Genomic DNA, 16,836 nt, shown 5'->3' with positions numbered 1-16,836 from the left:
TTCCCATGGTCATCGGAGGGTTATGCGGACCGTCCGCGCTGGTCTTTCGGGGGGTGCCAACACGACCGGACCCCGGGGGCGGGCGGCGTATCCGCTACGTCTAGAGTGGCGTGGTACGCGCAAGTCTTTACCGGGGCTTCATCTCCGGTGCTTGCTGGTTCTTGCTTCCACCAGGGGTGTGCGTGACGGCCGTCGAATCCCGTCCTGCGGGGGTGCTCGAAACGAGCGAATCGAGCCTCGGTCAGCGGCTTCCGGGCCACCGGCCGGCCGGGGCCCGGGTCAAGGCGTTCGTGATGCTGACCAAGCCGCGCGTCATCGAACTGCTGCTGATGACCACGGTGCCGGTCATGTTCCTGGCCGCCCGGGGCGTCCCGGACCTGTGGCTGGTCCTCGCGACCTGCGTCGGCGGCTATCTGTCCGCCGGTGGCGCCGCCGCGTTCAATATGTATTACGACCGCGACATCGACGCGATGATGGACCGCACCTCGCAGCGTCCTCTGGTCACCGGCATGGTCTCGCCGCGCGAGTGCCTGGTCTTCGCCTTCTCGCTCGCCGTCACCTCCACCGCCTGGTTCTGGGTTTTCGTCAACCCGCTGTCCTCGATGCTGGCCCTCGGCGCGCTGGCCTTCTACGTCCTCGTCTACACGATGTGGCTCAAGCGGCGTACCTCGCAGAACATCGTGTGGGGCGGCATCGCGGGCTGCATGCCGGTGCTCATCGGCTGGTCGTCGGTCACCAATGAGGTGTCCTGGGCCGCGGTGATCCTCTTCCTGGTCATCTTCTTCTGGACGCCGCCGCACTACTGGCCGCTGTCCATGAAGGTCAAGGACGACTACGAGCGGGCGAGCGTGCCGATGCTGCCCGTCATCGCGGGCAACAAGGCGGTCGCCCGGCAGATCGTCCTCTACAGCTGGGCCATGGTCGGCGTCTCGCTGCTGCTGTGGCCGCTCGGCTACACCGGCTGGTTCTACCCGGTGGTGGCGACCGTGCTGGGCGCGTTCTGGCTCAAGGAGGCGCACGGGCTCCAGGCGCGCGCCCGGGCGGAGATCACCGGCGCGAAGCTCAAGGAGATGCGGCTGTTCCACTGGTCCATCACCTATGTCTCGCTGCTGTTCGTCGCCGTCGCCGTGGACCCCTTCCTGCGGTAATTACCGGCGGGTAGCATCGGGGGTATGGCAGATACCACGCAGGCGTCCCCGAAGGACGAGAAGCGGGCCCAGCGGCTCGCCCACCAGATCACGGCCTTCGCCAAGAGCCACGGCGGCAGCGCCGAGGGCCAGCTCGCCCACATCGGCCGCGGCACCGTCCGGATCGCCCTGGTGGGCGCCAACGGCGAATGGGGCACCCTCGTCGCCCCCAGCCAGGACACGGCCCGCCGCGCCGTCGAGATCGCCGGGCTCACCCTCCAGGACGACTTCGACGGCGATCTCGCGGCGAAGGTCCGCACGGGTCCGTACGAATGGAAGCGGATGGCCGGCATCCAGATGGGCGGCCCGCGCAACACCCCCGACGCGTGAGCCGTAAAGCCTTCCACCGCGACGCCTGAGCCGCAGAGCCGGCCCCGCGACGGCCGAACCCCGCACAGCCCGAACCCCGCGAAGTCCGGGCCCCGGACCGGCACAATGGGGCCGCGCCCGCATACGGCCGGTCCGCCGGACGCCGACCGGCGACACCTCGTGCGGCATCCGGGCGTTAAGCCCTGCGATGCCGGAGGGCGAGGAGGCGGCGGCGATGGACGAGGCGACGGGTTCCCCGGACACCCTGGGACCCTGCGGACACGCCGCGGGGCCCGCGCCCGGCCCGGTGCCCCGGGATGGGCCGGGCGTGGCGCTGCCGCCGCTGGTCGACCAGCACGGCCACGGCATCGTCCACGGCGAGCTGGGCCTCGGCTCGTTCGAGACGCATCTGGCCGCCGCCGCCGGATCGGGCCCGGCGCCGGTGGGGACCACGTACTTCGACAGCTTCACCGGGCTCGCCGTACGCCGCTGGTGCCCGCCGCTGCTGGGCATGGAGCCGCACTGCACGCCGGTGCGCTACCTCGCCCGCCGCCGCGAGCTGGGCGCATACCGCGCCGCCCGGCTGTTGCTGCGCGGCGCGGGCATCGGCACGTTCCTGCTGGAGTCGGGCGCCCCGAGCGACCTGACCTCGCCCGCCGAGCTGGCGGCGGCGGCCGACGGCCGGGTGCACGAGGTCGTACGGCTCGAACCGCTGGCCGAACAGGTCGCGGACACCTCGGGGACGGTCGACGCGTTCATCGGCAACACCGCCGAGGCCCTGTACTCCGCATCCCAGCACGCCACCGCCTTCGCGCTGGGCATCACCTTCTGTGACGAGACCCCGCCCGACCCGCGCGAGGTGCGGCGCGCGGCGGCCCGGCGGCTGTCCGTACGCCCGGTGCGCGACCGGGCGCCCGACCCGGTGCTCGCCCAGCATCTGATGTGGAGCGCGGTGGCGACCGGGCTGCCGGTGCAGCTGCACTGCGCCGATCCCCGGCCGCTCGTCGGTTTCCTGCGCGCCACCGCCGGGTTCGGCACCGATCTGGTGCTGCTGCCCGACCGGCCGCATCACCGCCGGGCGGCCCGGCTCGCCGCGGTGTTCCCGCACGTCTACGCGGACGCGGGACCGCGCCCGGCGGAGACGCTGGCCGAGGCGCCGTTCGGCAAGCTGCTGTTCTCCACCGGCGCCCGAGCGCTTCCCGAGCTGTATGTGACCGCCGTCCGGCTGTTCGGCCAGGCGATGGGCCGGCTGGCGGCCGAGTGGGTCGCCGACGGGATCTGTACGGGGGCGGAGGCCCGGCGGATCGCCGGGCTGGTCGCGGCCGGGACCGCGCGCCGGGTCTACCGGCTGGACGCGGCGGGCTCGGGCTCCGGGGCCGGGTCCGCCGGGGCGCTGTCCGGCTGAACCGCCTCATGGTCGCCGGCCGGGCCGGGGTCCGCGGCGACGGCGAGCGCGGGGCGCTCGCGCTGGGAGAACAGCACCCGCAGGACCGCGATCCACACCAGGCAGGAGCCGAACATGTGGATGCCGACGACCACCTCGGGCAGGCCCGTGAAGTACTGGACGTACCCGATCACGCCCTGGAGGAGCAGCACGGCCAGCAGGTCGCGCACCGCACGGCGCTGGGGCTCCGGGGCCTTCACGGCGCGCAGCGTGAACCACAGGGCGGCGGTGAGGCCCAGCACGATGTAGACGAAGTCCACGTGCAGCTGGGTGATCTCCTGCCAGTTCAGCGGGATCCGGTGCACCTCACGGGCGTCACCGGCGTGCGGACCGGAACCGGTGACCACGGTGCCGATCAGGATCAGCGTCAGGGTCGCGCCGACCAGCAGCCAGGTCAGCTGGCGCACCGGACGGGCCACCAGGTCGCGCGGGGCGCCGTCGCCCTCGCGGGAGCGCTGCCAGACGACCATCCCGACCGTGAGGAGCGCGGTGGCCAGCAGGAAGTGCGAGCTGACGATGTACGGGTTCAGGCCGGTGAGGACGATGATGCCGCCGATGATGGCGTTGCTCATGATCAGCCAGAACTGGGCCCAGCCCAGCCGGGTGAGGGAGCGGCGCCACGGCTGACGGGCCCGGGCGGCGATGATCAGCAGACCGGTGAACGCGCACAGCACGTACGTCAGCATCCGGTTGCCGAACTCGATGGCGCCGTGGATGCCCATGTCGGCGGTGGGCGTGAGGCTCCCGGAGGTGCACCGGGGCCAGGTGTCACACCCCAGCCCGGACTCGGTCAGCCGCACCGCGCCCCCGGTGACGACGATGACCACGGCCATCACCACGGTGGCGAGCGCGGCGCGCTCCACGAAGCGCGCGGAGGGCTGCCAGCGCCGGGCGATCAGCTCGAACGGATTCAGCGAATTCGGCACGGAGCCATCGTAGGACGGAGCTTGTGCAGCTTTTCACGAGGGTCCCGGTTACCGGCGGAAGCGGCCCGGGAGGGCTCTCACTCCCAGCCCCCGCTCCCAGCCCTCACTCCCAGCGGAAGAACCGCGCCGCCGCCCCGAGCCCCAGCACGGCCCACACGGCCAGGATGCCGAGGTCCCGCCAGGGCACTCCGGACCCGTCCTGGAGGACGTCCCGCAGCCCGCCGGAGAGCGCCGAGATCGGCAGCAGCTCCAGGACGGCGCGGGCCCCGCCCGGGAACTTGTCCAGCGAGACGATCACCCCGCCGCCCACGAGCAGCAGCAGGAAGACCAGGTTGGCCGCGGCGAGGGTCGCCTCGGCCCTGAGGGTGCCCGCCATCAGCAGCCCGAGCCCGGAGAACGCGGCGGTGCCGAGGACCAGCAGCAGCACCACGGCGAGCGGGTCGCCGTGCGGCGACCAGTCCAGCGCGAAGGCGATCGCGGTCAGCAGCGCGATCTGCAGGACCTCGGTGACCAGCACCGCGCAGGTCTTGGCGGTCATCAGCGCCCACCGGGGCAGCGGGGAGACGGCGAGCCGCTTGAGGACGCCGTAGCGCCGCTCGAAACCGGTCGCGATGGCCTGCCCGGTGAAGGCCGTGGACAGGACGGCGAGCGCCAGCACGCCCGGCGTGAGGAAGTCGACGGTGTTCCCGGCGGCGCCGGTGGCGCCCGTGTCAACGATGTTCACGCTGCTGAAGAGCACCAGGACGAGGGAGGGGATGACGACGGTCAGCAGCAGCTGTTCGCCGTTGCGCAGCAGCATCCGGGTCTCCAGCGCGGCCTGCGCGCGGATCATCCGGAGCAGCGGTGCCGCCCCCGGCCGGGGGAGATAAGTGCCTGTGGCGGTCACGCGCGCAGCTCCTTACCGGTCAGCTCCAGGAAGACGTCCTCCAGGGTGTGCCGCTCGACCGAGATGCGGTCCGGCATCACGCCGTTCTGCGCGCACCAGGAGGTGACGGTGGCCAGCATCTGCGGGTTGACCTTGCCGGTGACCCGGTAGCCGCCGGGGGTCAGCTCGGCGGCGCTGCTGTCGGCGGGCAGCGCCTTGAGCAGCGAGGCCAGGTCGAGCGCGGGGCGGCCGCTGAAGCGCAGGGTGTTCTCGGCGCCGCCGCGGCACAGCTCCTCGGGGGTGCCCTGGGCGATGACCTTGCCGCCGTCGATGATCGCGACATGGTCGGCGAGCTGTTCGGCCTCGTCCATGTAGTGCGTGGTCAGCACGACGGTCACGCCGTCGCGGCGCAGATCGCGGACCAGGTCCCAGGTGGCGCGGCGGGCCTGCGGGTCGAGTCCGGCGGTGGGCTCGTCGAGGAAGACCAGTTCGGGGCGTCCGACGACGGCCATGGCGAGCGCGAGCCGCTGCTGCTGGCCGCCGGAGAGCCGCCGGTAGGTCGTCCGGCCGCAGGAGCCGAGGCCCAGCCGGTCGATGAGGGCGGGCACGTCCAGGGGATGGGCGTGGAGGGAGGCGGTGTGGCGCAGCATCTCTTCTGCGCGCGCCCCGGAATAAACCCCTCCGGACTGGAGCATGACGCCCACCCGCGGCCGCAGCGCCGCCGCGTCGGCGACCGGGTCGAGGCCGAATATGCGCACCGTCCCGGCGTCGGGGCGGCGATATCCCTCGCACGTCTCGACGGTGGTGGTCTTGCCTGCGCCGTTGGGGCCGAGGACGGCGCTCACGGTGCCACGGCCGACGGACAGGTCGAGCCCGTCGACGGCGGTCTTCGAGCCGTACCGTTTGACCAGGCCGACGACGTCGACCGCGGGCTCTTCTCGCATGTCCGGCAGTCTACGAACGCCGGGGCGCGCCGTGGGCGGCAGGGCCGGAACGCGATCCCCGCGCGGCTCCCGTGAGATCCCCTCCGGCGGGCACGGAAGCGGCATCGCCGCAGGTCACACTTAGGTACGCCTAAGTGACACACTCCACCGGAAGCCGTCTCCGCTTCCGGTTGTACCTTGCGGCGGAATTACGCAACAATGGCGTTGTGAAATACGCGAGCGAGGCTCCCGAGGGAAGCGCGGCCGAGGCGGCCGCGCGATCCGGTGTGCCCGCCGCGACCGCTCCCGAGGAGCAGCACGGCACCCGGAACCGGGTCGCCCGCTCCATCCTCGACCACGGACCGTCCACGGCCGCCGAGCTGGCCCTGCGGCTGGAGCTGACCCAGGCGGCCGTGCGGCGCCACCTCGACACCCTCGTCGCCGACGGCGTCGTCGAGCCCCGTGAGAAGAGGGTGTACGGGGCGCGTCGGCGCGGCCGCCCGGCCAAGGTGTTCGCGCTGACGGACTGCGGCCGTGACGCCTTCGACCAGGCCTATGACGATCTCGCCGTCGACGCCCTGCGCTGGATCGAGCAGAGCGCGGGCGGCGGCGAGGCGGGCCGGGCCGCCGTCGCGGCGTTCGCCCGCGCCAGGCTCGCCGCCCAGGCCGAGGCGTACCGCGGCGCCGTCGAGGCGGCCGCCCCCGGGCGGCGTACCGAAGCCCTGGCGGGCGCGCTGTCCGCGGACGGGTACGCTGCTACGGCGCGCAGCGCGCCCGTCGGCGAACAGCTCTGCCAGCACCACTGCCCGGTCGCCCACGCAGCCGAGCGATATCCGCAGCTGTGTGAGGCGGAGACCGAGGTCTTCTCCCAGCTGCTCGGGACCCATGTCCAGCGTCTGGCCACCATCGCCCACGGCGACGGGGTGTGCACGACGTTCATTCCGAAGACCGGACAGACCGACTTCGCGGTCGAGAAGACCGACCACCGCACCACCAAGACCACCACAGCATCTGCCAGCACGGCCGGGAGGAACCCCGAATGACTCTCCCCACGGAGACCGCTCACCCCGAGCTCGAGGGTCTGGGCAACTACGAGTACGGCTGGGCCGACTCCGACGTGGCCGGCGCCTCGGCCAAGCGCGGCCTCTCCGAGGAGGTTGTACGCGACATCTCGGCGAAGAAGTCCGAGCCGGAGTGGATGCTCAAGCTCCGTCTCAAGGGGCTGAAGCTCTTCGGCAAGAAGCCCATGCCCACCTGGGGCTCGGACCTGTCGGGTATCGACTTCGACAACATCAAGTACTTCGTCCGCTCCACCGAGAAGCAGGCCGCCTCCTGGGAGGACCTGCCCGAGGACATCAAGAACACGTACGACAAGCTGGGCATCCCGGAGGCCGAGAAGCAGCGCCTCGTCGCGGGTGTCGCGGCTCAGTACGAGTCCGAGGTGGTCTACCACCAGATCCGTGAGGACCTGGAGGAGCAGGGCGTCCTGTTCCTGGACACCGACACCGCGCTCAGGGAGCACCCGGAGCTGTTCAAGGAGTACTTCGGCACGGTGATCCCGGCGGGCGACAACAAGTTCGCCTCGCTGAACACGGCCGTGTGGTCCGGCGGCTCCTTCATCTACGTGCCCAAGGGCGTCCACGTGGACATCCCGCTCCAGGCGTACTTCCGGATCAACACCGAGAACATGGGCCAGTTCGAGCGGACGCTGATCATCGTCGACGAGGACGCCTACGTCCACTACGTCGAGGGCTGCACCGCGCCGATCTACAAGTCGGACTCGCTGCACTCCGCGGTCGTCGAGATCATCGTCAAGAAGGGCGCCCGCTGCCGTTACACGACCATCCAGAACTGGTCGAACAATGTGTACAACCTGGTCACCAAGCGCGCCGTGGCGTACGAGGGCGCGACCATGGAGTGGGTCGACGGCAACCTCGGCTCCAAGGTGACCATGAAGTACCCGGCCGTCTACCTGATGGGCGAGCACGCCAAGGGCGAGACGCTGTCCATCGCCTTCGCGGGCGAGGGCCAGCACCAGGACGCCGGCGCCAAGATGGTGCACATGGCGCCCCGCACCTCCTCGAACATCGTCTCCAAGTCGGTGGCCCGGGGCGGTGGCCGCACCTCCTACCGCGGTCTGATCGAGATCGGCGAGGGCGCCGAGGGCTCCAAGTCCAACGTGCTGTGCGACGCCCTGCTGGTCGACACCGTCTCGCGCTCGGACACCTACCCCTACGTGGACGTCCGCGAGGACGACGTGTCCATGGGCCACGAGGCGACCGTCTCGAAGGTCAGCGATGACCAGCTCTTCTACCTCATGAGCCGCGGTCTGTCCGAGGACGAGGCCATGGCGATGATCGTGCGCGGCTTCGTCGAGCCGATCGCGCGCGAGCTGCCCATGGAGTACGCGCTGGAGCTCAACCGGCTGATCGAGCTGCAGATGGAGGGTTCGGTCGGCTGACGCCAACCGTCCTTCCCGCCCCGCCGTCGGGGCACCCCCGTGTAAGCCCCAGAAGGCAGAAAGCGAGCAGTACGACAGCCATGGCTGAAACCATTCCGGCCGGATCCACCACGGACGGCGTCATCCAGGTGGGGAAGCAGCCCATCGACGCGCGCGTGAGCGCCCCCGCGTCGTACGACGTGGCCGACTTCCCCGTGCCCCACGGGCGCGAGGAGGACTGGCGGTTCACGCCGCTGGAGCGGCTGCGCGGCCTCCACGACGGCACCGCCGTCGCCGATGGCGGCGTCAAGGTCGAGGTGTCCGCCCCCGAGGGCGTCACCGTCGAGACCGTGGGCCGTGACGACGCGCGCCTGGGCAGGGCCGGCAAGCCGGTGGACCGGGTGGCGGCCCAGGCGTACAGCTCCTTCGAGAAGGCGTCGGTCGTCTCCGTGCCCAAGGAGACGGTGCTCGACCAGCCGGTGCGGATCGCCGTGCACGGCGAGGGCGGCACCGCCTTCGGCCACCAGGTGATCGAGGTCGGCGCCTTCGCCGAGGCCGTCGTCGTCATCGACCACACCGGCGACGCCACGGTCGCCGCCAACGTCGAGTACCTGATCGGCGACGGCGCCAAGCTCACCGTCGTCTCCGTCCAGGACTGGGACGACACGGCCGTCCACGTCGGTCAGCACACCGCGCTGGTCGGCCGGGACGCCACCTTCAAGTCCGTGGTCGTCACCTTCGGCGGCGACCTGGTCCGGCTGCACCCGCGCGTCGTCTACGGCGCGCCGGGCGGTGAGGCCGAGCTGTACGGCCTGTACTTCACCGACAACGGCCAGCACCAGGAGCACCGGCTCTTCATCGACCACGACACCCCGCACTGCCGCAGCAACGTGGCCTACAAGGGCGCGCTGCAGGGCAAGGACGCGCACGCGGTCTGGATCGGCGATGTGCTGATCCGCGCCGCGGCCGAGGGCACGGACACCTACGAGCTGAACCGGAACCTGGTCCTCACCGACGGCGCCCGCGTCGACTCGGTGCCGAACCTGGAGATCGAGACCGGCGAGATCGTCGGCGCCGGTCACGCGAGCGCGACCGGCCGCTTCGAGGACGAGCAGCTGTTCTACCTGATGGCCCGGGGCATCCCGGCCGAGGAGGCGCGCCGCCTCGTCGTCCGCGGCTTCTTCGCCGAGCTGGTCCAGCAGATCGGGCTGCCCGAGCTGGAGGAGCGTCTGATCGCCAAGATCGAGGCCGAGCTGGAGGCGTCCGTAGGATGACCGCGACCTATGTGCGCGCGTGCGCGCTGACCGAACTCGAAGAGGACGCTCCCAAGCGCGTCGAGCTCGACGGCGTGCCGGTCGCGCTGGTGCGCACCGAGGGCGAGGTGTTCGCGGTCAGTGACATCTGCTCGCACGCGAACGTCTCGCTCTCCGAGGGCGAGGTGGAGGACTGCCAGATCGAGTGCTGGCTGCACGGCTCCAGCTTCGACCTGCGCACCGGCAAGCCGTCCGGCCTCCCCGCGACGCGCCCCGTCCCCGTATACCCCGTAAAGATCGAAGGGGACGACGTGCTCGTCTCCGTCACCCAGGAGTCCTGAGGCACCCATGGCAACGCTTGAGATCCACGACCTGCACGTCTCCGTCGAGGCCGAGGGCGGCCCGCGCGAGATCCTGCGCGGCGTCGACCTGACCGTGAAGCAGGGCGAGACGCACGCCATCATGGGCCCCAACGGCTCCGGCAAGTCCACCCTGGCGTACTCGCTCGCCGGTCACCCGAAGTACACGATCACCGGCGGCACCGTCACCCTCGACGGCGAGAACGTGCTGGAGATGTCCGTCGACGAGCGGGCCCGCGCCGGTGTCTTCCTCGCCATGCAGTACCCGGTCGAGGTGCCCGGCGTCTCCGTCTCCAACTTCCTGCGCACCTCCGCGACCGCGATCCGCGGCGAGGCGCCGAAGCTGCGCACCTGGGTGAAGGAGGTCAAGGAGGCCATGCAGCGCCTCCAGATCGACCCGTCCTTCGCCGAGCGGAACGTCAACGAGGGCTTCTCCGGCGGTGAGAAGAAGCGCCACGAGATCCTTCAGCTGGAGCTGCTGAGGCCGGCCATCGCGATCCTCGACGAGACCGACTCCGGTCTCGACGTCGACGCGCTGCGCGTGGTCTCCGAGGGCGTCAACCGCGTCCGCGAGTCCGGCCAGGTCGGCACCCTGCTCATCACCCACTACACCCGCATCCTGCGGTACATCAAGCCCGACCACGTCCACGTGTTCGCCGCGGGCCGGATCGCCGAGTCCGGCGGCCCGGAGCTGGCGGACAAGCTGGAGGAAGAGGGCTACGAGGCGTACGTGAAGGGAGGCGTCTCCGAGTGACACAGCTGCCGGGCCTCCTCGACACCGAGGCGATCCGCAAGGACTTCCCGATCCTGGACCGCACGGTCCACGACGGCAAGAAGTTCGTCTACCTGGACAACGCGGCGACCTCGCAGAAGCCGCGTCAGGTCCTGGACGCGCTGAACAGCTATTACGAGCGCTCCAACGCCAATGTGCACCGTGGCGTCCATGTGCTCGCGGAGGAGGCCACGGCGCTGTACGAGGGCGCCCGCGACACGGTCGCGACCTTCATCAACGCTCCCAGCCGCGACGAGGTGATCTTCACCAAGAACGCGTCGGAGTCGTTGAACCTGGTCGCGAACATGCTCGGCTGGGCCGATGAGCCCTACCGGGTGGACCAGGACACCGAGATCGTCATCACGGAGATGGAGCACCACTCCAACATCGTGCCGTGGCAGCTGCTCTCGCAGCGCACCGGCGCGAAGCTGAAGTGGTTCGGCCTCACCGATGACGGCCGTCTCGACCTGTCCGAGATCGAGCAGGTCATCACGGAGAAGACCAAGGTCGTCTCCTTCGTGCTGGTCTCCAACATCCTGGGCACGGTCAACCCGGTCGAGGCGATCGTCCGCCGCGCGCAGGATGTCGGCGCGCTCGTCGTCATCGACGCCTCCCAGGCCGCCCCGCACATGCTGCTGGACGTCCAGGCGCTCCAGGCCGACTTCGTGGCCTTCACCGGCCACAAGATGTGCGGCCCGACCGGTATCGGTGTGCTGTGGGGCCGCCAGGAGCTGCTGGAGGACCTGCCCCCGTTCCTCGGCGGCGGCGAGATGATCGAGACCGTCTCGATGAACTCCTCCACCTACGCCCCGGCGCCGCACAAGTTCGAGGCCGGTACGCCCCCGATCGCCCAGGCCGTCGGCCTGGGCGCGGCCGTGGAGTATCTGGCCTCGATCGGCATGGAGGACATCGCCCGCCATGAGCACGCCCTGACCCACTACGCGGTCGGCAGGCTCCTTCAGGTGCCCGATCTGCGCATCATCGGCCCCACCACGGCCGAGGAGCGCGGCGCCACGATCTCCTTCACGCTCGGTGACATCCACCCGCACGATGTGGGCCAGGTCCTCGACGAGCAGGGCATCGCCGTCCGAGTGGGTCACCACTGTGCCCGTCCGGTGTGCCTGCGGTACGGAATTCCTGCGACCACGCGAGCGTCGTTCTATCTGTACTCCACGCCGGCCGAGGTGGATGCCTTGGTCGACGGGTTGGAGCACGTACGGAACTTCTTCGGCTAGGGGATGCCACGTGAAGCTGGATTCGATGTACCAGGACGTCATCCTGGACCACTACAAGCACCCCCACGGGCGGGGGCTCAGGGACGGCGACGCCGAGGTACACCACGTCAATCCCACCTGCGGTGACGAGATCACCCTCCGGGTGCGGCTTGACGGCGAGACGATCGAGGACGTGAGCTACGAGGGCCAGGGCTGTTCCATCAGCCAGGCGAGCGCGTCCGTGCTCAACGACCTGCTGGTGGGCAAGGAGCTGAGCGAGGCTCGCAGGATCCAGACGACGTTCCTGGAGCTGATGCAGTCCAAGGGCCAGTTGGAGCCGGACGACGCGATGGAAGAGGTGCTGGAGGACGCGGTCGCGTTCGCCGGTGTCTCCAAGTACCCGGCCCGGGTCAAGTGCGCGCTGCTGAGCTGGATGGCATGGAAGGACGCCACCGCTCAGGCCCTGGGCGACGGCGCTGAAGGGAAGACCGCATGACTGAGAACCTGGATTCCACCGTGGAAACCACCACCAAGCCCGCGAGCGAGGAAGAGGTCCGCGAGGCCCTCTACGACGTGGTCGACCCCGAGCTGGGCATCGACGTGGTCAACCTCGGCCTCGTCTACGGCATCCACGTCGACGAGAGCAACATCGCCACCATCGACATGACGCTCACGTCCGCGGCGTGTCCGCTGACCGACGTCATCGAGGACCAGGCGAAGTCCGCGGCCGACGGCATCGTCAACGAGCTGCGGATCAACTGGGTCTGGATGCCGCCGTGGGGCCCGGACAAGATCACCGATGACGGCCGCGACCAGCTGCGGGCTCTCGGCTTCAACGTCTGAGGGTCCTGGATACGCGAAAGCGGCCCTTGGCGCACCGTGCGCCAAGGGCCGCTTTCGCGTATCCGGAACGTTTTGTGTACGTTCGTACGCATCGTTGTGTACGATCGTACACATGGGATACCTGACGCTCTCCGGCGCGATCCTGGCCGAGGTCCTGGCGACCACCTCGATGAAGTACAGCGACGGCTTCAGCAAGCTCTGGCCCTCGCTGGCGACCGCCCTGGGCTACGGAATCGCCTTCGTGCTGCTCGCCCAGACGCTCAAGACGATCCCCGTCGGCACCGCGTACGCCGTCTGGGCCGGGGCCGGGACCGCCCTCATCGCCGCGATCGGGATGGTGTTCCTCGGGGAGGCGGCGACCGCCGCCAGGGTGATCGGGGTGCTCCTGGTGATCGTCGGAGTGATCATGCTGAACCTCGGCGGGGCCCACTGATGGGGCGCCGCTACGACCCCGAGCGGCGGCAGCGGATCATCGACGCCGCGATCGCGGTGGTGGGGGAGCGGGGCATGGGCGCGCTCAGCCACCGGTCCGTGGCCGCCGCCGCGGACGTGCCGCTCGGCTCGACCACGTATCACTTCGCGACCCTGGACGACCTGCTGGTCGCCGCGCTCGACCAGGTCAACGCCGAGTGGCTGGCCGACATGGAGCGCTGGGAGCGCGACGCGCCCCCCGGGACGCCGCTCGCCGACGGCATGGCGGGGCTGATGGAGCTGCTGCTGACGGGCGACCGCAAGCGGCTGGAGCTGGAGTACGAGCTGTATCTCGCGGCCCTGCGCCGCGCCTCGGTGCGGCCGATCGCCGCCGCGTTCCTGGACCGGATGACGGAGCTGCTGGAGCGGCGCACCGCCGACCGGGACGTCGCGCGCGCCGTGAACGCCCTGTTCGACGGGATGCTGCTGCAGATCCTGCTGACCGGGCGGGAGTTCGACCGGGAGGAGGCGCGGGCGGCGTTCGCCCGGGTGGCCGGGGTGTAGAGACGGTCCGGCCACCCGGGCGCCGGAACGGCCCGAGACCTTCCTGATCGCCTTCCGCGGCCGGGCCCGCTGACGACCGGCGGCGCGGCACCGCCCGGCCCTGGCCGGGCCCGGCGCCCCGCCCGGCGTCTGTCCGCTGAGACCGGTTAGCCTCCGGGCCCCGGCTCCGGTTAGCGTGCTGACCATGACCGATGCAGCCACCACCACCCGCACCACCGGCGCCGTCGCCGCCGGGCTCGCCACCCTCACCGAGGACGGCACCGTTCTGGACACCTGGTTCCCGGCCCCCGAGCTGGCCGACGCGCCCGGCCCGGCCGGGACCGAACGGCTCGACGCCGAGCGCACCGCGCAGCTCCTGGGCGAGACCGCCCTCAAGGCGCTCGGCCCGGACCCGCGCCGTGGCGTCGAGGTCGTCGCCGTCCGCACGGTCATCGCCTCGATCGACGACAAGCCGCTCGACGCGCATGACGTGTACCTGCGGCTGCACCTGCTCAGCCACCGGCTGGTCAAGCCGCACGGGCTGAACCTGGAGGGCCAGTTCGGCCTGCTCGCCAACGTCGCCTGGACCTCGCTCGGTCCCGTCGCCGCCGACCAGGTCGAGCGGGCCCGGCTCGCCGCCCGCGCCGAGGGTCTGCACCTGGCGGTGACCAGCGTCGACAAGTTCCCGCGGATGACGGACTACGTCGTTCCGGCCGGTGTCCGCATCGGTGACGCCGACCGTGTACGGCTCGGCGCGCACCTCGCCGCCGGAACGACCGTCATGCACGAGGGCTTCGTCAACTTCAACGCGGGCACGCTGGGCACCTCCATGGTCGAGGGCCGCATCAGCGCGGGCGTCGTCGTCGGCGACGGCTCCGACATCGGCGGCGGCGCGTCGATCATGGGCACGCTGTCCGGTGGCGGCAAGCAGACCATCACCATCGGCGAGCGCTGCCTGCTGGGTGCCGAGGCGGGCCTCGGCATCTCCCTCGGCGACGACTGCGTCGTCGAGGCGGGCCTGTACGTGACGGCGGGCACCCGGGTGACCCTCCCGGACGGCAAGATCGCCAAGGCGCTTGAGCTGTCCGGCGCGACGAACCTCCTCTTCCGCCGCAACTCCACGACCGGCGCGGTCGAGGTCCTGCCGCGCACCGGCTCCTGGGGCGGCCTCAACGAGGCGCTGCACACCCACAACTGACGGCAGTCGGGAAAGCCCCCCACCCCGCCCCTCCCCGGACCCGGGGGCTCCGGCCCCCGGGCCCCCGGGCCGGGCGCGGCCCGGGGCTCGCGGTGCCGCACGGCGACGGCGGCCCCTGGGGCTGCCGCGCCGGACATGCGCCACCGTGCAGCATCACCACGGCGGGGCCGAGCCTTCCGTCAGGGGCGCAGGCGGACCACCTGGGGGTCGTGGTCGCTGGACTGGTCGGCGAACTCCGCGTTGATGTGGACGATGTCGTAGTCCGGGCCGCGCAGGGCCCGGCTGGTCAGGATGTGGTCCAGCACCTGCGAGTTGCCGTTGTAGACGTAGCCGTACCGCTCATCGCGCGGCAGGCGCGTCACCAGGTCGGTCAGGACGCCGCCCTCGGTCAGGCCGGACAGCGCCGGGGAGAACTGGTAGTCGTTGAGGTCGCCCGCGACGACCACCGCCGCCTTCGAATCGGCGGCCAGCAGGGACTTCACGAAGGTGTTGACCGCCGTGGCCTGGCCCGTGCGCTGGGTCTCCGAGGACCGGACGGGCGGCTGGACGCGGGCGTCGAGGCCCTGGTCGCCGCCCTTGGAGTTGAAGTGGTTGGCGACCACGAACACCGGGCGGCCCCGGAAGGCGAACTGCCCGACCAGCGGCTTGCGGCTGTCCTTCCACACCGCACTGCCCGGCTCGATGCGCCCCGGGGAGGCCGACAGGCCGGCCCCGCCGTCCTTCTTCACGACCCTGACCGGCGTCGTCGAGTCCCCGCCCGGGATGTCGGTGAAGGCCACCCGCTTCGGGTTGTAGAGGAAGGCGACGCGGATGTTGCCGCCCGGCTGCCCGCCGTCCTGGTCGTCCACGGGGTTGATCTGCCGCCATTCGTACGCCGGGCCACCGGCCGCGGCGATCGCGTCCGTCAGCTTCCTCAGCGTGGCGTCGGCGCCCACGACCCCGTCATTGGTGGCGCCGTTGTCGTCCTGGACCTCCTCCAGGGCGACGATGTCGGGCGAGGCGAGATTGTCGACCAGGCCGGAGGCGAGGCGGTCGAACTTCGACTGGGCGGTCTTGGGCGACAGGTTCTCGACGTTGTACGTGGCGATCGACAGTTCGCCGGACGTCTGCTTGCGGGTGCTCTCCCGCTCCAGCCCGCGATCGTCCAGTGTCCCCAGCGCACTGGCCGCGATCGTGTAGCCGCCGAAGTTGTCGTAGTCCAGCGGCCCGGCCGTCGTCCCGGTGAGCCGGTCGCCGACGTCGGCGACCGGGAAGGGGCGTTCGGCGTAGGGGAGCAGGGAGGTGACCTTCAGCCGCCCGGCGTTCGGGTCGCGGTACGTGTCGTAGAGGGCGCCGCCGCGCGCGGTGCGCTTGTGGCGGGGTTCGGCGGTGACCCACAGCTCCTTGTACGTGTTGGTCGCGCCGACCACGGGCGCGTCGGCGACCGCGACCCGCATGCCCTCCAGGGACTCGTAGCGGTCCAGGGCGTACGAACGGGGCCGCAGCGCCGGGCCCTCCAGGGAGCCGCCGGGGGCGTAGCGGTCGGGGACGGTGGAGGGGTTCAGCCGGAAGGCGGCGGGAAGCGCGTTGCCCTGTGACCGGACCGTCCACGTGGCCTTGGAGATCTCGGTCAGCGACTGCAGCCCGGCCGACGCCCCGCCCGGGTAGTACTCGCTCACCGTGCCGCTGACCAGGACCGCGTCCCCGACGGCGACGGACGGTGTGGTGGAGCCGGTGAAGACGAAGACGGCCTCGCTGGTGGCCGGGTCGGCGTCCGGCCGGGGGTCCTGGATCCAGAAGCCGCGCGACGAGCCGAAGGCGCGCACCGCCGTGACCGTGCCGGGGACGTCGGTCACCTGCTTCCCGGCCAGCGGGGATATCCGGGTGCGGCCCTGGATGTCATGGACGCGGGCCGCGTCGGCGGACGATGAGGCGAACGCGGACGACGGGCCGACGAGCAGCCCTGCCGCGACGGCGGTGACGGTGACGGCGACGGCGGTGCGCCGGGCGCGAGGGGACATGAGTGATGGCCTCCGATGCGGAGTGAACAGAGGGACGAGGTGGCCTCTACGCGCGTCAATCTCTTGTCTCCGCAGGACAGTTGTCAAGGGCGGTCAGGTGTACGGACCCGGACAGAGGAATGAACAGACACGGGAACGGGCGAGGGAAC

General features: G+C 71.0%; 18 protein-coding genes. 14 read left to right on the top strand and 4 right to left on the bottom strand.

Going from position 1 to position 16,836, the window contains the following annotated elements; all coding sequences use genetic code 11:
- Positions 1–182: 182 nt before the first annotated feature.
- From ASC60_RS23890 to ASC60_RS23880, 3 genes are all read left to right on the top strand, one after another.
- Positions 183–1,148 carry a heme o synthase gene (locus ASC60_RS23890; RefSeq protein WP_079038572.1) on the top strand — a complete coding sequence of 322 codons (966 nt, stop codon included), beginning with the start codon at positions 183–185 and terminating at the stop codon, positions 1,146–1,148.
- 24 nt (positions 1,149–1,172) lie between these two features.
- Positions 1,173–1,517, top strand: a complete 345-nt coding sequence (locus tag ASC60_RS23885; RefSeq protein WP_055554256.1) for a hypothetical protein — start codon at positions 1,173–1,175, stop codon at positions 1,515–1,517.
- Positions 1,518–1,731: 214 nt separating this feature from the next.
- Positions 1,732–2,901, top strand: coding sequence for an amidohydrolase (locus tag ASC60_RS23880; RefSeq protein WP_234357099.1), 1,170 nt, complete (start codon positions 1,732–1,734; stop codon positions 2,899–2,901).
- Here the strand turns inward: ASC60_RS23880 and ASC60_RS23875 are convergent.
- The 3 genes from ASC60_RS23875 to ASC60_RS23865 form a co-directional block, all read right to left on the bottom strand.
- A complete protein-coding gene (locus ASC60_RS23875) occupies positions 2,838–3,866 on the bottom strand; it encodes a heme A synthase (protein ID WP_055554254.1) in 1,029 nt (342 codons plus the stop codon). The genes ASC60_RS23880 and ASC60_RS23875 overlap by 64 nt on opposite strands.
- Before the next feature lie 103 nt (positions 3,867–3,969).
- Positions 3,970–4,752 (bottom strand): ABC transporter permease, encoded by a 783-nt coding sequence (locus tag ASC60_RS23870; protein WP_055554252.1) that lies wholly within the window; start codon positions 4,750–4,752, stop codon positions 3,970–3,972.
- Positions 4,749–5,675, bottom strand: a complete 927-nt coding sequence (locus ASC60_RS23865; protein ID WP_055554250.1) for an ABC transporter ATP-binding protein — start codon at positions 5,673–5,675, stop codon at positions 4,749–4,751. The genes ASC60_RS23870 and ASC60_RS23865 overlap by 4 nt, the downstream gene beginning before the upstream one ends.
- A 206-nt stretch (positions 5,676–5,881) precedes the next feature.
- Between ASC60_RS23865 and ASC60_RS23860 the strand changes: the two genes are divergently transcribed.
- The 11 genes from ASC60_RS23860 (at position 5,882) to dapD (ending at position 14,687) form a co-directional block, all read left to right on the top strand.
- Entirely contained in the window at positions 5,882–6,697 is an 816-nt protein-coding gene (locus ASC60_RS23860) for a metalloregulator ArsR/SmtB family transcription factor (protein WP_055554248.1), read from the top strand.
- Complete coding sequence (gene sufB / locus ASC60_RS23855) at positions 6,694–8,115, top strand: Fe-S cluster assembly protein SufB (protein WP_055554246.1); 1,422 nt, start codon at positions 6,694–6,696, stop codon at positions 8,113–8,115. Before ASC60_RS23860 ends, sufB begins: the two co-directional genes overlap by 4 nt.
- A gap of 80 nt (positions 8,116–8,195) precedes the next feature.
- Positions 8,196–9,368 (top strand): Fe-S cluster assembly protein SufD, encoded by a 1,173-nt coding sequence (gene sufD / locus ASC60_RS23850; RefSeq protein WP_055554244.1) that lies wholly within the window; start codon positions 8,196–8,198, stop codon positions 9,366–9,368.
- Positions 9,365–9,688 carry a non-heme iron oxygenase ferredoxin subunit gene (locus tag ASC60_RS23845; protein WP_055554242.1) on the top strand — a complete coding sequence of 108 codons (324 nt, stop codon included), beginning with the start codon at positions 9,365–9,367 and terminating at the stop codon, positions 9,686–9,688. The genes sufD and ASC60_RS23845 overlap by 4 nt, the downstream gene beginning before the upstream one ends.
- Positions 9,689–9,695: 7 nt before the next feature.
- Positions 9,696–10,460 carry a Fe-S cluster assembly ATPase SufC gene (sufC, locus tag ASC60_RS23840; RefSeq protein ID WP_055554240.1) on the top strand — a complete coding sequence of 255 codons (765 nt, stop codon included), beginning with the start codon at positions 9,696–9,698 and terminating at the stop codon, positions 10,458–10,460.
- Positions 10,457–11,713 carry a cysteine desulfurase gene (locus ASC60_RS23835; RefSeq protein ID WP_055554238.1) on the top strand — a complete coding sequence of 419 codons (1,257 nt, stop codon included), beginning with the start codon at positions 10,457–10,459 and terminating at the stop codon, positions 11,711–11,713. The genes sufC and ASC60_RS23835 overlap by 4 nt, the downstream gene beginning before the upstream one ends.
- Positions 11,714–11,723: 10 nt before the next feature.
- A complete protein-coding gene (gene sufU, locus ASC60_RS23830) occupies positions 11,724–12,188 on the top strand; it encodes a Fe-S cluster assembly sulfur transfer protein SufU (protein ID WP_009718822.1) in 465 nt (154 codons plus the stop codon).
- Positions 12,185–12,535: a metal-sulfur cluster assembly factor gene (locus ASC60_RS23825; RefSeq protein WP_055554236.1), complete on the top strand. Its 351-nt coding sequence runs from the start codon at positions 12,185–12,187 to the stop codon at positions 12,533–12,535. The genes sufU and ASC60_RS23825 overlap by 4 nt, the downstream gene beginning before the upstream one ends.
- Before the next feature lie 112 nt (positions 12,536–12,647).
- Complete coding sequence (locus tag ASC60_RS23820) at positions 12,648–12,968, top strand: multidrug efflux SMR transporter (protein WP_055554235.1); 321 nt, start codon at positions 12,648–12,650, stop codon at positions 12,966–12,968.
- Positions 12,968–13,510 carry a TetR/AcrR family transcriptional regulator gene (locus ASC60_RS23815; RefSeq protein WP_055554233.1) on the top strand — a complete coding sequence of 181 codons (543 nt, stop codon included), beginning with the start codon at positions 12,968–12,970 and terminating at the stop codon, positions 13,508–13,510. The genes ASC60_RS23820 and ASC60_RS23815 overlap by 1 nt, the downstream gene beginning before the upstream one ends.
- A 184-nt stretch (positions 13,511–13,694) precedes the next feature.
- Entirely contained in the window at positions 13,695–14,687 is a 993-nt protein-coding gene (gene dapD / locus ASC60_RS23810; RefSeq protein WP_055554429.1) for a 2,3,4,5-tetrahydropyridine-2,6-dicarboxylate N-succinyltransferase, read from the top strand.
- A gap of 179 nt (positions 14,688–14,866) precedes the next feature.
- Here dapD and ASC60_RS23805 read toward each other — a convergent pair whose 3' ends face one another.
- Positions 14,867–16,687 carry an endonuclease/exonuclease/phosphatase family protein gene (locus ASC60_RS23805; RefSeq protein ID WP_055554232.1) on the bottom strand — a complete coding sequence of 607 codons (1,821 nt, stop codon included), beginning with the start codon at positions 16,685–16,687 and terminating at the stop codon, positions 14,867–14,869.
- Positions 16,688–16,836: the final 149 nt, after the last annotated feature.

Origin of the sequence: Streptomyces sp. NBRC 110028 (assembly GCF_001417735.1) — a bacterium.
In the GTDB taxonomy this organism is placed as follows: domain Bacteria; phylum Actinomycetota; class Actinomycetes; order Streptomycetales; family Streptomycetaceae; genus Streptomyces.
The sequence above is the reverse complement of the archived record's forward strand: the minus strand, read 5'-3'. Positions and strand labels throughout refer to the sequence as shown.